Source organism: Clostridium swellfunianum, assembly GCF_023656515.1.
In the GTDB taxonomy this organism is placed as follows: domain Bacteria; phylum Bacillota; class Clostridia; order Clostridiales; family Clostridiaceae; genus Clostridium_AT; species Clostridium_AT swellfunianum.
The window spans coordinates 4,492,856-4,508,574 of the sequence record NZ_JAMOFV010000006.1 but is presented as its reverse complement, the minus strand read 5'-3'; the positions used below and the strand labels follow the sequence as shown (position 1 = coordinate 4,508,574).

Below are 15,719 nucleotides of genomic sequence, written 5' to 3'. Positions count from 1 at the left end.
GAGCAGTATAGGAGAGTAAGATGAGAACTTATAATTTATTAGGAAAATTCAATATTAGGCAAAGCCTCTTAGGAAAAATACAAAAGGACTATGAAAGATTTGCAGAAGAAGGAACGCCAGATAATATAGAAGAGTACATACTAAAGGAATATAAAGTAGATATTTCTTCTAGGTATGGAAAGATGCGAATTAAGAATCCGTTTGGCATAGCTTCTGGGCAATTGTCAACTAATTTAAGTCAAATTGAATCAAGCATAAATCAAGGTATAGGTTTTATAGTTCTAAAAACAGTAATCTCACAGGATGAAGCAGGAAACTCAACTATGGATGCTTGGAAGATTAATGAGCCTAAAATGATAGTTGAAGAAATTTTGAGCAAGAGAGGAGAAAAAGGTAATACAGTTACTTGGAAGGGTAGAGGTTGGCATAAGAGCTTTGAAGATTACCTAGAATTTATGGCACAAAGTCTAAAACTAGGGAAAACAAAGAATATTCCTATAATACCTTCCTGTAAATTTAATCTCCCAGCTAGTAAAGAAGAGGCATTTAATGAAGCTGAATATGCTTATACCATCAAAAAGCTTTTTAAAGTATGGAATGAAAATACAGATAGCTGTCCTATGCATCTAGAAAAAGATTTTAGTCCAACCTTAGCTGGCTCAGACATGAGTAAGAATAAAGAGACTATATTATGGTGGCTTAATAAAGTTCCAACTATAATCAAAAAATTTGCAGAAAAAGAGCAGTTATATTTAGGAGTAAAACTTATGAATGCAGCTTTTGAGGATGACTTTCAGCTTGAACTCTTAAAAGCTATAATGTGCAAAGAAGATAGTAATGTGGATTATCTAATATGTTTTAACAGATTATTTGATTTTGGGAAGATATTTGAGGGGAAAAAAGGTGTAGCTTATGGTGGCTTTGATTTAAGTGACAGAAATCTTAAAGCTTTGACTGAAATTAGAGTATTAGAGCAAGCTTCAGGTGTAGAAGTGAAAAATATGCCTATAAGTGCAACAGGGAATATTCAATCAGGAAGAATGATGCTTGAATATGCTTTAAGAGGCTGTGAAAATGGTCAGCTTCATACCTATTTTCAAGTCCCAGATAAAAATTACAAAATGAAAAAGGGTGGAAGAATTTCAAAAGCAATGCATGAACTCATATTTAATCCACAAGATGGGCTTTTAGCTGGTTTAATATATTTAAATGAAAAAGGTCTTCTTGAAAATCAGAAAGATATAATCAAGTTTTATGATGTAGTAGAGCTTTATAAAAAGCATAACCTATTTGATAATTGGGATGGTGACATTATATGATAGATGAAAGTGCAATTATAGACAGTATAGAACTGTATGAAATAAAAATACCTTTAAAGGAACCTTTTCAAATAAGCGGTGGTGTATCGTATTTTAGGAGTTCGTTAATAGTAATCTTGAATAGCGGACATATTAAAGCATACGGCGAAGCGGCGCCCTTTGATGAGCCGTATTATTCTTCAGAAACAATATCTTCTGTAAAGGCTTTATATCACGATCTGCTTTTTAAAAGAATTGTAGGTAAAAAAATAAAATCCATTGAGGATATTAATGATATTTTGAGTTTAGGGGTTAGAGGAAATAATTTTGCAAAAGCAGGAATAGAAAATGCTTATTGGGATCTTATTTGTAGAAAAAACAATATAACTATGAAGGAACTAATTATTTATAAACTAAAGCAAATGAAGGTAGAGGACAGATTCCTTCAATCCAAAGGCTATATTGAGTCAGGGGTTTCTGTTGGTATACCAGTTGATAACAGTATAGATACTTTAAAGAAATGGATAAGAGAATATCTGGAACAAGGCTATAGAAGAATTAAAATTAAGGTTAAGCCAGGATGGGATGTAGAGGCTTTAAAGGCAGCGAGAGAAGTAACAGGAGAGTTCCCATTATGGATTGATGCCAACTCTTCCTTTGATTTTGATACTCATAGTGAATTATTTAGTCAGATGGATAAATACAGATGCTTATTTTATGAGCAGCCCCTTCACCATGATGATATACTTGATCACGCAAAGCTGTGTAAGTTAGTGAGAACTCCAATATGCTTAGATGAATCTCTAAAATCTTTAAAAGTTGCAAAGCAGGTATTAGAAGTTAAAGCATCGAATATATGGAACATAAAAATACAGCGTATAGGAGGACTTTTAGAAGGACTTAAAATTTACAAGCTAGCAGTTGAAAATGATATTAAATTATGGGGGGGAACAATGCCAGAATCAGGTATTGGTGCAATACCAATTCTTACATTAGCTAGCTTTGAAGGCTTTAAGTTTCCCGCAGATGTTGAAGCTAGCGAGAGATGGTATGGAGCTGATAATGACCTAATTGAACTTCACATGAGTAAAGATGGAAAGATTGTGGTGCCCCTAAGTGTAGGGATAGAAAATATGATTAATAAATATAACTTCGAAAAATATGGAAGACTAATTGAAAAAGTGAGCTAGCAGAATTTCATATTTATACAAATTTAATAGGACACTGAGGAACCTTGACAAATTAAGATTCACCAGTGTCCTTGTTTTTTATACAGCTAATATTCTAGAATTGAAAACGTCTATATGTTATAATTAAGCAAACTAAGGATATTAGATTTAGGGGGAACTATGAAAAAAAGTATCAGAGATATATTTAAATTTAAATCTCTTTTTTCAAGGTTAATGCTTAGCTTTTTAGTTATAATTTTTATATCTTCTTTACTTCATTTTTTTTCATATGTTTTGTATAAAAATTACATTAAAAAAGAATTGATAAATAATTCAAATCAGAGAGTAGAAGTTTTAGCTAATAAGTTAAATATGAGCTTTGAGCAGATTCAAAATAATTTGTTAAGAATATATATGGAAGATGACTTTAAAGCTATTGCGAATAATGAAACCTTATCAAATTATCAAGAAAAGCTTATTATAGATAGACTAAGTGGATATACAAACTTTAACAAAAATATTAAAAATATTTTTATAGTAAGAGAAAACTCTGATTTGATTTTGACTTCCGAAGGCAGCTATGATAGAAGGAAATTTTTTAACACATTTTATAATAGTGGAATATATAATGAGGAATTCTGGCTGAAAGAAAGTAGTAAAAATTTTTACAACGGATTTTATAGGACAGTAGATTTTATTGACAGCAGCAATCCAAACCAAACAACAAAAATGTTTCTTATGCCTGTAGCTTTTAAGCAAGTTAATAATTCAAGATTTATAATGGTAGCATTAGTAGATATTGACTCTATCATAAAGGCTAACGAAAATGAATTTTCAAATGATTTTTATATCTATAATAAAAGCAGTGAAATTATCTATGCAAAATCTCAAAACAGAGTTTTAGATATTGATATTCAAAAGCTGACTGGAGTAGATAAACAAAAGCAAGGTTATATATTTTCAAATAAATCCTCTATAGAGGGAATAACTTATGTAAAGTATATGCCAACTAAAGATATGAACAGCCTTATGCTAAAAGTTAACATTTTATTTGTTTTTATTACTATTAGTACTGTTTTGATAAGTTTATCTATATCATTTATTATTTCAAATAGATTCAGTAAACCAGTTACAAGCATTATAGACTTTATAGAAAACATATCAGAGCAAAGATCAAATAATAATAACTTAGAAGAGTTTCAGTTTATTCGAAGCAATATTGAAGATATAATTACTCAAAATTCAAACTACAACAAAGAAATTAATAAGAAAAATTCAATGCTTGAAAGCTTATTCTATTTTTCTAAGATAAAAAATATTTATATGAACCTAAGCGAAGCAAAAGATCAAATGATAATTGAACAGGATTATATCCTCGTTGGATTTAGAGTGCATTTTAAAAAAAGGTATTATGAGGTAGTTAACATAGAAGCTAGTAAGATTACTTTTAGTATAGCTCAACTAACTAAAGGTTATATTACTGACCATATAAGCAATGTAGCTGTGTTTCAATCTCAGGATGACGAATTTATATTAGTAATTCAAACTGATAAGACAGATTCCGATATCAAAGATATAATAAGCAGGATTTTATCATGCTTGGGATATGAGGATGAATATATTTTCTTTACAGTTGCTATTAGTAAGTTGTGTAATGATGTTGCTGAATTTGATAAATGTTATGTGAGTATTAATGATATTATAAAATACAGACAGCCTATAGAAAGCAATCAGATTTTAGAAGTGAATAAAATAAACATGCAAAAGGAAGAGAAGTTTCACTTCCCGCTAAGGCAAATTGAACAGCTTACCGAAGCATTAAACAACTGTAATTTAGAGGAAGCTTTAAAGAGGTTAAGCGAAGTATTAGGATACAACAAAAAAGGAAAAGTAAATCAAATTTATATTAGCGTAATATTCAATGAGATTATAAATAGGTGTATTACAGCGATAAATAGCGTTGAAGAAGCAACTGTAAATATAAACATTGCACAGATACAAAATAAAGCGAGCAAGTTTTATAGCATTGACCAATATAAAAAGTTATGCGAGGAAATTATTAATCTAGCAATTGAGACCTGTAAACTAAAGGAAAACAAAAAAGATTACATTGTTGATTTTATTCTAGAATATATACATCTTCATTATAATGAAGATATATATCTAGAACTATTTGCTGACAGGCTTAATTTAACTAAAGAGTATATTTCGCAATACTTTAAGAATAAAATGGGTATAAACTTAGTAAATTATCTAAATGAGTTTAGGATAGAAAAAGCGAAGAAGCTTTTATCTGAAACAAGCTTAAGTATTAATGAAGTAGCTCAGAATGTAGGTTATAATACACCTAATAGTTTTAGCAGGATATTTAAGCAATATGTTGGAAAATCGCCTAGAGAATATAGGCAGGAAGCAAGTATATAAGGTTATATTAGTTAGAAAGGCGTACTATGAGCAATAGTACGCCTTTTAGATTTAGACTTAACAAAAATTAATATAACTATCAAATATTAATATTTTTAATTTATGTTAGGCTTATTAATAATGGAAAATTGAAAACGTTGTGCAAGAGATGTTAACCTAAAATCACAAAATACCCTCACCTAAAAGGCCAGGGTAGTAAAAAAATAAGGGGGAAAAATAATGAAAAGACGAATGCTTTCAACATTACTAGCAGCAGTTTTAGTAACTTCATTAGCAACTGGATGTACTAAAGGTAAAAATGTTGTAAATGAAAATCCAGCTCAGACAGGAGGAAAATTATTTAAGGATGCTGTTACTTTTGAAATGATGGTGCAGAGTAATCCAACCTTCCCATATCAAAAAGAATGGTATATTGAAAATGCTATTGCTGAAAAGACAAATGTAAAATTTAATGTAATTCCAGTATCAACAAATTATGCAGAGAAAATCAATATGACAATGGCTTCTGGAACTATACCAGATTTAATGTATACCATTGGATTAGATGTATCACATAGATATGGGACTCAAGGCGCTTTTGTAAATGTTCTAGATCATTTAGACAAGCTTCCTAATTTTAAAAAGTGGATGGAAAAGAACAAAGAATATGTAGCAAATTATCTTTCTGCAGATGGCAAGCTTTATTTATTTCCAGAGCAAGGTATTGCAGAAACTAACAGAAGAGGGTGGCTCTACAGAGAGGACATATTCAAGAAGAATAATATAGCAATTCCTAAAGATGATAAGGAACTTTATGATGCGTTAAAAAAGCTTAAAGAACTTTACCCAAAAAGCTATCCATATAATTTTAGAGAAGGCCTAGAACAACTTGCTATGATAGCTCCAAGCTGGGGAACAGATTATGGAATGTATTACGACAGTAGCAAAAAAGAATTTAGATATGGACCAATAGAAAACAATTTTAGAGATATGATAGCTTTCTATAACAAGCTTTATACAGATGGATTAATACCACCAGATTTCTTATCACAAAATACAAAGGCTTGGCAGGATGCTATATCTACGAATTCTGCATTTGTTACTATAGACTATATATCAAGAATAGACTTTTTTAATAGTTCACTTAGAAAAGATAACCCTCAATTCTCATTAGCTTATATGGCACCATCAAAGGGTGGAGCTAATGGAGTTGACAAAATGGCACCTTCAGCTGTAAATGTGGCAGGTTATAATGTAGCTGCAAATTCAAAGAACTTGGAACAATTACTTAAGTACTGTGATTGGATGTATACTGACGAAGCTAAGCAGCTAATGAGCTGGGGAGAAGAAGGAAAAACTTATAAGAATGAAAATGGAAAGAAAAATTTTATAGATGCTGCAGATATTACAAGCGTAAGAAAGAAATATGGTCTTTCAACAAATGGTTTCTATCTATTAACAGATTTCTCATCTCATATGTCAACCTTTAGTGAAGAGTTAAATAAAGGTATTGAGGAGAGTAGAAAGTATGATTTACCTGCAAGACCTAATGTTGCCCTTAATGATAAAGAAAGAGAAGTTGCTCAAACCGCTGGTGTAAGCATAGATAAGTTTATGAAACAGGAAATTTCAAAGTTTATACTTGGAACAAGACCGATGAGTGAATGGGATAAGTATGTTCAGGAAGTAGAAAAACTAGGCATAAAGCAATTAGTTGATACTTATAAGACAGCTTATGGCAGGCAATTAAGCAACAGCAAATAATTTTTGTTATAAAGCAGATATCGGTACAAAAACCGATATCTGTTGTACAATGTGGCAAATTTAAGACTGTAGATTGGAGGATATGATGGAAGCAAAGGTTAAGTTGAATTCTAAAACTAGAAGAAAGCAGGGTATGGATAAACATAAGTTGAATTTTAAAAACAAGATAAGTAGATTTGTAAAAGATTTTAATAACAGCAAGTATCTGCTGCTTTTATTTTTGCCTTGTCTTATATATTTCATTTTATTTAGATATGTTCCGATGTGGGGAGTACTGGTAGCTTTTAAAGATTTTCAAGTTTTTAAGGGATTTGCTGCTAGTAAGTGGGTTGGATTTAAATACTTTACAATGTTTTTTAAGTCACCTGATGCTGTTATTATTATAAAAAATACACTCTTATTAGGTTTACAGACATTATTAGTTACTTTCCCTATACCTATAATATTTGCACTAATCTTAAATGAAGTTAAAAGCAGTAAATACAAAAAACTTGTGCAGACAGTAAGCTACATGCCTCACTTTATTTCCCAAGTAATTATAGTAAGTATGGTAATGATGTTTCTGTCTCCAACTCATGGTATTGTAAATACTGTAATTGAAGCTCTCGGAGGAACAAAAATAAACTTTATGGTAGAAGCAGGATGGTTTAGACCCCTGTATATAATTTCTGAAGTATGGCAGGGAATGGGATGGGGAGCTATTATTTACCTAGCCGCCTTAACAAGTGTTGATCCACAGCTATATGAAGCAGCAATAATTGATGGAGCAAATAGATGGAAGCAGACTTTGTATGTAACTCTTCCAAGCATAATACCTACGATTATAACAATGTTCTTATTAAGAACAGGCAGTATTCTAGAAGTAGGCTTTGAAAAGGTACTTTTAATGCAAAATCCAGCTATATATTCAACTTCTGATGTAATAAGTACATTTGTATATAGACAAGGCCTTGTATCAGGAAATATAAGTTATGCAACCGCAGTAGGTTTATTTAACTCCTTAGTTAATTTAGTGTTTGTATTAGGTGCAAATAAATTAGCAAAGAAGTATTCAGATACTAGTTTATGGTAGGAGGTAGCGAAATGGTTCAGAACAATAAAATATCAGTATTTACAGTAATTAGAACAGTTTTTTTAATGTTAGTTATAGCAGCAACATTATATCCTTTTATATATATGTTTTCAGTATCTGTTTCCTCAGATATATATGTAATGAAAAATGAGATAAGTTTCTTTCCTAAAGGGTTTAATTTGAAAATGTATAAGTTTGTATTTCAAGATAGTAGAATTTTCACTGCCTATAAAAATACAATCATTTATGTTGCAATAGGAACGGTAATTTCATTAGTTATAACTAGTGCGGGAGCCTTTGCATTAAGCAAAAAATATATGATATTTAATAAGACCTTCAACATCATGATAGTTATAACTATGTTTTTTGGTGGTGGTATGATTCCAACATATCTTACAGTTAAAAATTTAGGACTTTACGATACTATATGGGCCATTGTACTGCCTGGTGCAGTAAGCACCTGGAATCTTATGGTTATGAGGACCTTTTTCTCCCAGTTTCCCACTGAAATAGAGGAGTCAGGAAAAATAGATGGATTAAACGATTTAGGAGTTTTCTTTTATCTTGTGCTGCCAGTTTCAAAAGCAATACTAGCAACAATAGGTTTATTCTATGCTGTTTCTCTTTGGAATTCTTATTTAGGGCCATTAATGTATTTAAAGACTCAGGAAAAGTACCCTTTGCAAATTATTTTAAGAGAAATTCTTTTATCAGGTTCCAACTTTAATAATGATGTAGTTTCGGTTGGTGGCGATAGTGTAGTAGTTGAGGAATCTTTAAAATATGCAACAGCCATAGTGTCAATAGTACCGATCGTTGCAGTATATCCTTTCTTGCAGAAGTATTTTGTTAAAGGTGTAATGGTTGGATCTGTAAAGGGATAAGGAAGGAGAAGAGTAGAAATGAATATAATACCGCAGCCTAAAGAAATAAATTTGGGTAAAAAACTAAAAACTAAAATATACAATGAGAATCTAATATGTACAAATGCTGGACAAAGCCTAGTGAGTTATATAACCAGCAAGATTGATGCTGAAGTTAGATATTTAAATGAAGGTGGTTGCTACTTTATAGAAATTGGAACAGGTGAATATAAGAAAGATAAAGATTTAGAAGAAATTTATAAAAGTAAGAAGGAAGCATATTATCTTTCTGTAAGCTCTGAAAAAATATTTATTTCATCACCTTCAGAGCAAGGATTATTCTATGGGTTTCAGACCTATATGCAGTTAAGTGAGCAGATGTGTGACAATGAGATTGAGATTATAGACTGGCCAGATAATACTTTGAGAGGTTTTCATCTTGAATTGAGATATGGTATGCCTAAGTTTAAAAGATTGCTTGAAATTGTAGATGAGATAGCAAAGTATAAGTTTAACACATTGGTTATTGAATATGAAAACAGATTTCCATACAGTGATTATAAAGACATTATAGCTAAGCATGCTTTGACTGAAGAGCAGCTTAATACGCTTTTAGCTTATGCAAAGAATAGATACTTGGAGGTAATACCACTTCAGCAAACTCTTGGGCATTTAGAATATATACTAAAGTTAGAAAAGTATAACAACTTAAAAGAAGTTAAAGAGGATATTTACACTGAATTGCCATTTTCATTTAATGGGGTCGGGTTTAAGCACTTTAACAGCATAGATGAATTATGCGTAACAAATGAACAAGCATACAAAATGATTGAAAATTTATGTACGGATATTATAAGTAAACATAAGGAAAGCAATTTTATTCATATAGGCTGTGATGAAGCTTGGAATCTATTAAGCTGTAGTTCTTGCCAAGAGAAGTATGGCAAGGATGGAGCTAAAAGACTCTACATTGATCACATAAACAGAATGGCAGGACTAGTTAAAAATGCTAACAAGGTTCCGATTATATGGGATGATATGCTAAGAAGTTTTGATGATGAAGATTTTCAAATGCTGGATAAAGACATTGTGCTTATGTGTTGGTTGTACTTTGAACATAACTATGAATTAGGCTGTAAACTTATAAGCAAATATAAAAAATCAGGATTTAAAGTTATTGGTGCATCTGCCGCAAAATGCAGCGAAGGCATAAATCCGTTATATTTAGATATGCCATACATGGATGAACGTCTTGGCAATATACAGGCTTGGAGTAAGCTTTCAGAGGAATTCGAGTTAGACGGAGTTGTTACAACACTATGGTCAAATTATACAGGAACTATTGCTCCACCTCATCCATTCTTTGATACTGCATGGTATCCAGTAGTGTTTTCAGCTGAAAAGTATTGGAATACTAAATCAGAAAAAGATGAATTTTATGATAGATTCATTAGAGAGTATTTTGGAGTAGAGCCTCAGGCTGGAGCCTTAAGCAACAACAATCAGCTTTCTTTTAAGTTTTTTAGCAAGGTGTCAGAAGCTTGCAAGACAAATAATTATCTTGCAGAAGTTTATAAGACAATGTCTTTGGTAAGTGCTTATAGAATAAAGAGCTTGGCAATAAATAGAGAAATATATAAGTCTTTATCAGATGTAACTGAAGAAGAAAAGAAGTTAGTTGAAAAAAGAATTAGAGAAGTAGTAAACATGAGGGAATACATTAAGCCAATAATCAAGGAATTACTAAGCAAAAATTATGTTGAAGAAGATGTGGAAGAATTTATGAATTCACGGTTTGGATTAGATGAGTTAATATATGAACATATTTTAAATGGGTAAAGGGGAATAAAATATGAGAGGAAAAATAAATCAACGAGCTATAAGCTTGCTTGCGGCAGCAGCTGTGATAGTTTCTACTATTGTTTTACCAAATTCAACTGCTTATGCTGAACAGGAAAATACTAATAGCAACATACAGGAAAACATGTATGCAGTTACTGAAGATACTTTTGTTCATCAGAACTTTCTAAATACTGGCGATATAACGGATTATCAATCAAAAAATTTTGGAAGCGAACAGACGCTTCAGGTAATTGATACTCCTAATGCAAATGGAGCAGGAGACAGGATGACCTATATGAAAGTTGATTTTTCAAGCTATACAGGAGTGGAAGCAGCTTCAGCAAAGCTGAATTTCTATGTTAAAGAAGCGCCTGCTTCTGAGGTTGTTCTTAAGGTAGAAAAAGTTTCAAAGGATTGGAAAGAAAGTACTATTACTTGGAACAATAGAAAACATTCATCTGGAGATTTAGGCACAGTAAAAATATCTTCTGCTGGTTGGTATAGCATCGATGTAACAAGTGAAATAAATACTTTACTTCAGGATAAGACTTTTTCTTTGAGGTTTATCGGATTAGAAATGAAGCAAATACTTGTTAAAATAGCAAGTAGAGAAGATGCGAGCAATAAACCATATTTAACTATACTGCCAAAGGAAGTGCAAAATTCTAATAATGCCAACTTAGCAGCATTATCAATTAAAGAAGGGGCTAATAGCATCAGTCTTTCGCCTGCATTTAATAAAGAACAGACTAACTACAGTGCTATGGTTTCAGTTTTAGGATTAACAGGTACAAAGTTAGCAATTATTCCTGCTTCGGAGGATACTAAAGCCGCTATTCAAGTAAATGGAAATATTGTAGCTAGTGGCGCACCCTCTGAGCCTGTCAACATTAAGCCTGGAGATAATATTGTTAAAATATTAGTAACAGCGCAAGATAAAACAACAAAGGAATATACCTTAAACATTATTGGAAACGGAATAACTATAAATTCTCATTCAACGGGTGATAATGTTGGAGTAGGAAAAGTGAGAATATCAGGCTCTTATTACAATACCTATGGGGTTAAGCTGAATATAAATGGACAAGATATCTATGATGCTAGAATGCAGCCAACTTCAGGTGAATCAGGTAATTGGTATTATGATTTAGATACTACAAGATATGATGGAAAAATAGAATTGTTTGTTAGAGGAAATGATTCTGTTACTCGTTATGGGTTAGCAGCACCACTTGTTTATATTAACGTGGATAATGCTAAAGCAAATATACCAGTTGTCACTATAAAGAACCCTGCTGACGGAATTAAGGTAGAAGGGGAGGTTCCTATAAAAATTTCAGTTGCAGCTAAAAATCCATTAACCTCAGTTCAAGTGAGAATAAATGGAGGAGAATGGAAGAATGCAATTCTAAATGGTAAGGATTATATTTATAATTGGAATACTGAAGGAATTGGCAACAAAACTTGTAGTATAGAAGCCAAGGCAACTGATTCTAATGGACGAATTAGTAAGATAACTACAGTATATTCCAAAGTAGGAACTGGAAGCAATGAAGAAATCAAGCTGGAAAAGCAAGATCGTGCAATGTGGATATGGGAATCTGCATCCTATAATATGCTTTACAATGAAGGTTCAAGAAAGTTGTTAGATGTACTGGGAAAGGATACAAGCACCTTTAATTCGAATCCAATAACAACACTATATTTCGGACTTGAAACCTATAAAGGCGAAAATGCAGTAATTGACAATCCAGAAATAGTTCGTGATTTTGTAGCTTGGGCACATGGAAATGGCTATAAGATTTATGCATTAATTGAATCAGATACAGGTATTGCTCAAATGGGAGCCTATGAAAGATATCACCAAAATGCAGTTAGATCCATAGAAAAAATAATTAATTATAATATAAGCTCAAGAGAAAATGAAAGATTTGATGGAGTAAATGTCGATGTGGAGCCATATACGCTTCCAGATTTTACGCCGTCATCGCCATCACTCCAAATACAATATCTCGATATGCTTGAAAAAATGATACAGAGACGAGATGCTGCAGGGATTAATCTTCCTTTCGGTCCGGCCATAGCAAAATGGTTTGATACCTCTGCAAGCTGCATATCGGTTCCGTGGAAGGGTATTACAAAGCCACTATCTGAGCATGTGCAGGATATAACAGATTATATATCTATTATGGACTATAGAGATTCCGCTGGATCTAGAGGTGTATCTGGTGCAGGTATAATACCACAAGCTGAAAATGAGATTAACTATGCTAATAAAATAGGAAAAACAAATTCAGTTGTAATAGGAGTAGAAACTTTAGACATATCAAGTAGTGGGGACCCAGAAACAATTACTTTCCGTGAAGAAGGAAGAACATATATGGAGGAACAATTAAAATTAGTCTATGAGGCTTTCAGAGATGATGTTTCCTTTGGAGGAATAGCAATGCATCATTACGATTCAATTCGTTATTTGCCTTCAACTTGGAAGACAGATGGAGTAAAGTTAAGTTTGCCTGAAGATTTGGAATTTCCAACAAAAATAAGTTCAACTCTTAAGGCAACAGCTATAGATTATCAAACAATAGATTTAAGCTATGGCAGAGCTTATGACAACTATGAAGTAGAATATTACAAAATATACAGAAGTACCACTAGCAACTTTACACCGAACTCGTCAAATTTAGCAGGTACTTCAAGAGGACTAAGTTATCGAGACTTAGGGCTCCTTCCAAATACAAAGTACTACTATAAAGTAGCTGCTGTAGATTCCTATGGAAACACCGGAGAGGTTTCAGAAGAGGTTAGTGCAACTACTGGGAATACAAATCTTAAGCCAATGATTATAAGCAGTATGGAACTAAAACCATACACAGGAGGGAAGGCTCAAGTAATTCTAAAAGTTTCGGATTTAAGTACGAAAAAAGGTATAGCTGCATCTATATATGGTAATTTTACAAACGCTGATGGTGCATATAGACATTTCGATGTTTCAGATGATGGAACGCCAAATATAGTTAACGAAACGATTACTAAAAAAGGTAATATAGAAGGTTGGCAAGTTGGGTTTGTTCCACGCAGAGTTTTAGCTGAAGGTTATTATTGGGCTCAGGCTTATGATACTCCACACACAGCTTATTTGCATTCAACTAATGCTAATCTAAAAAGTATTTCTATTAACAATGGAAAATTCAATATGGATTTTAGTGATGAAATTCAAAATTATAGAGTAATAGTAGAAAATAATGTTAATAAGATTAATGTTAGTTCACTTGCTTCACATAACTCTGCCATTGTTGATGCACCTAGTCAGGAAATAAAGCTCAAAAAGGGTGATAACATTATAAAAATTTTAGTTACTGCACAAGATGGTATGACTAAAAAGCAGTACATTGTAAATGTGCATAGAAATAATAATGCTGCTGGTAATGATAAAAGTAAGGGTAGCGATGATAGTAAACAGAAGGAAAATAATAATTAGAATATTAAAAGATTAATTGCTTGCTAAATAGTATATAGTCAGTTCTAAGTTCAGGACTGACTATACTCTATTTTAAACAATGAGGAGTAAAGAATGATTAATATAGGTATTATTGGAGCAGGAATAATAAGCAGGTCTCATGTGCAAGCATGTGAGAATATTGATTGGGCCAGGGTGACGTGTATAGCAGACATAGTATATGAAAGGGCAGCTGCATTTACAGATAGCTTTGGGATAAAAGCTTATTCTGATTATAAGCAAATGATAGATAATGAGGACTTGCAGGCTGTGATTATAACACTTCCTCATAATCTGCATAAATCTGCAACTGTAGATTGCTGCAATAAGGGACTTAATGTACTTATAGAAAAGCCTATGGCTATATCATCTAAAGAATGTGAAGAAATGATTGAAGCTGCTAACACTAACGGAGTCAAGCTTATGGTAGCGCATGTACAGAGATATTTTCCTGAGAATATAAAGGCTAAGGAAATTATAGCTTCAAAGGAACTTGGTGAACTAATCATGATAGTAGATGTAAGAAACAATGATTACTTTTCAGAAGATAGGCCTAAATGGTTTCTTAATCCCACCATGTCTGGAGGAGGAATATTTATGAATTATGGTGCTCATTCTTTAGATAAAATCATTTGGATTACAGATAGTAATGTTAAAAATGTAGAAGGTAAGATAGGTTTCTTTAATGAGATTTATAATGTTGAGGGTAATGCGCAGGCATTTATAGAGCTTGAGAATGGAGTTACTGCAGTACTCAGCCAACATGGTTATAAAGGAGATAGTAAAAATATAACAGAATTTTGCTGCACAAATGGAGTCATAAAACTCTGTACAGGAAAAGGCCTATGGGTAGATAAAGGAAAGGGCTTTGAGGAAGTAATACTTGAAGAGAAGGAAAAAGTATTTGAAAACCAGCTTCTAGATTTTTTAAATGCTATAAAGCATGGAACTAAGCCAGAAATATCAGGAGAATATGGATTAAATATCATTAAGTTAATTGAGACTTTTTATGGATCTAGTAGAGGATAGACTATGGAACTAAGTATATGTACGACCTTTGCAAAGGAAAGAACCCTTGAAGAGGTAATTGCTTTAGCAAAGCAGCTAAATATAAATGCAATAGAAATTTGGAATGGTCATATCGATGAGTTTATAAAGAGAAATCGCTGTACTACTAGTGAGTTAAAAAGATACCTAGATAAGCAACGAATTTTTTGTTCAGCAATAGCACCCTATTTTGATTTTTCAGAGGAAAATAAAATAAAAGAAAGTATAGTAGAAGCTGAAATTATTGTTGAATATGCGAAAGCTCTAGACTGCAAGATTATAAGAACATTTTTAGGCAGAAAGCCATCAAGGAGCATAAATAGTTGGGAATGGGAACGTTGTATAGAAGCTCTAAAATATATAACTAGTAAAGTTAAAGATAGCGATATTTGCTTTGCAATAGAAACACATAATGAGCAGCCTTCGGATACATCAGAAAGTATACTATATGTTTTAGAGAAAGTTAACAGTTCTAATTTAAAAGTGATATTCGATGGTTTTAATTTTCATATAGATTCAAAGGATATGATGAAAGAATACTGGAAACTTAAGGATAATATTATTCATTACCATTTAAAGAATTATATTTGGAAGAATAAGATCCCAACAGCACTAGATAAAGGGGATGTTGATTTTACCTATATTATTCGAGAGGCGATGAAGAACGAGTGCTATATGTCATTTGAATATTTTTGTGCTAATCCATCAAGGCTAATATTAGATTCAGTAAAATGGATAGAAAAACTCAAAGAATAGGAGTAA

General features: G+C 32.1%; 10 protein-coding genes. All 10 read left to right on the top strand.

Annotated features, from left to right (window positions below):
* Positions 1-20: 20 nt before the first annotated feature.
* The 10 genes from NBE98_RS21280 to NBE98_RS21235 all read left to right on the top strand — a co-directional run bounded on the left by NBE98_RS21280 (position 21) and on the right by NBE98_RS21235 (position 15,713).
* Positions 21-1,319 carry a beta/alpha barrel domain-containing protein gene (locus NBE98_RS21280; RefSeq protein WP_250817023.1) on the top strand — a complete coding sequence of 433 codons (1,299 nt, stop codon included), beginning with the start codon at positions 21-23 and terminating at the stop codon, positions 1,317-1,319.
* Entirely contained in the window at positions 1,316-2,488 is a 1,173-nt protein-coding gene (gene menC, locus NBE98_RS21275) for an o-succinylbenzoate synthase (protein ID WP_250817021.1), read from the top strand. Before NBE98_RS21280 ends, menC begins: the two co-directional genes overlap by 4 nt.
* Before the next feature lie 159 nt (positions 2,489-2,647).
* Positions 2,648-4,891: a helix-turn-helix domain-containing protein gene (locus NBE98_RS21270; protein WP_250817019.1), complete on the top strand. Its 2,244-nt coding sequence runs from the start codon at positions 2,648-2,650 to the stop codon at positions 4,889-4,891.
* 219 nt (positions 4,892-5,110) lie between these two features.
* Positions 5,111-6,634 (top strand): extracellular solute-binding protein, encoded by a 1,524-nt coding sequence (locus NBE98_RS21265; protein WP_250817017.1) that lies wholly within the window; start codon positions 5,111-5,113, stop codon positions 6,632-6,634.
* Between the two features lie 85 nt (positions 6,635-6,719).
* Positions 6,720-7,706, top strand: coding sequence for an ABC transporter permease (locus NBE98_RS21260; protein WP_250817015.1), 987 nt, complete (start codon positions 6,720-6,722; stop codon positions 7,704-7,706).
* Positions 7,707-7,717: 11 nt separating this feature from the next.
* Positions 7,718-8,590, top strand: coding sequence for a carbohydrate ABC transporter permease (locus NBE98_RS21255; protein ID WP_250817013.1), 873 nt, complete (start codon positions 7,718-7,720; stop codon positions 8,588-8,590).
* Positions 8,591-8,608: 18 nt separating this feature from the next.
* Positions 8,609-10,408 carry a family 20 glycosylhydrolase gene (locus NBE98_RS21250; protein WP_250817011.1) on the top strand — a complete coding sequence of 600 codons (1,800 nt, stop codon included), beginning with the start codon at positions 8,609-8,611 and terminating at the stop codon, positions 10,406-10,408.
* Between the two features lie 13 nt (positions 10,409-10,421).
* Positions 10,422-13,892, top strand: coding sequence for a CBM96 family carbohydrate-binding protein (locus NBE98_RS21245; protein WP_250817009.1), 3,471 nt, complete (start codon positions 10,422-10,424; stop codon positions 13,890-13,892).
* A gap of 93 nt (positions 13,893-13,985) precedes the next feature.
* Entirely contained in the window at positions 13,986-14,939 is a 954-nt protein-coding gene (locus NBE98_RS21240) for a Gfo/Idh/MocA family protein (RefSeq protein WP_250817007.1), read from the top strand.
* A gap of 3 nt (positions 14,940-14,942) precedes the next feature.
* Positions 14,943-15,713: a sugar phosphate isomerase/epimerase family protein gene (locus NBE98_RS21235; RefSeq protein ID WP_250817005.1), complete on the top strand. Its 771-nt coding sequence runs from the start codon at positions 14,943-14,945 to the stop codon at positions 15,711-15,713.
* Positions 15,714-15,719: the final 6 nt, after the last annotated feature.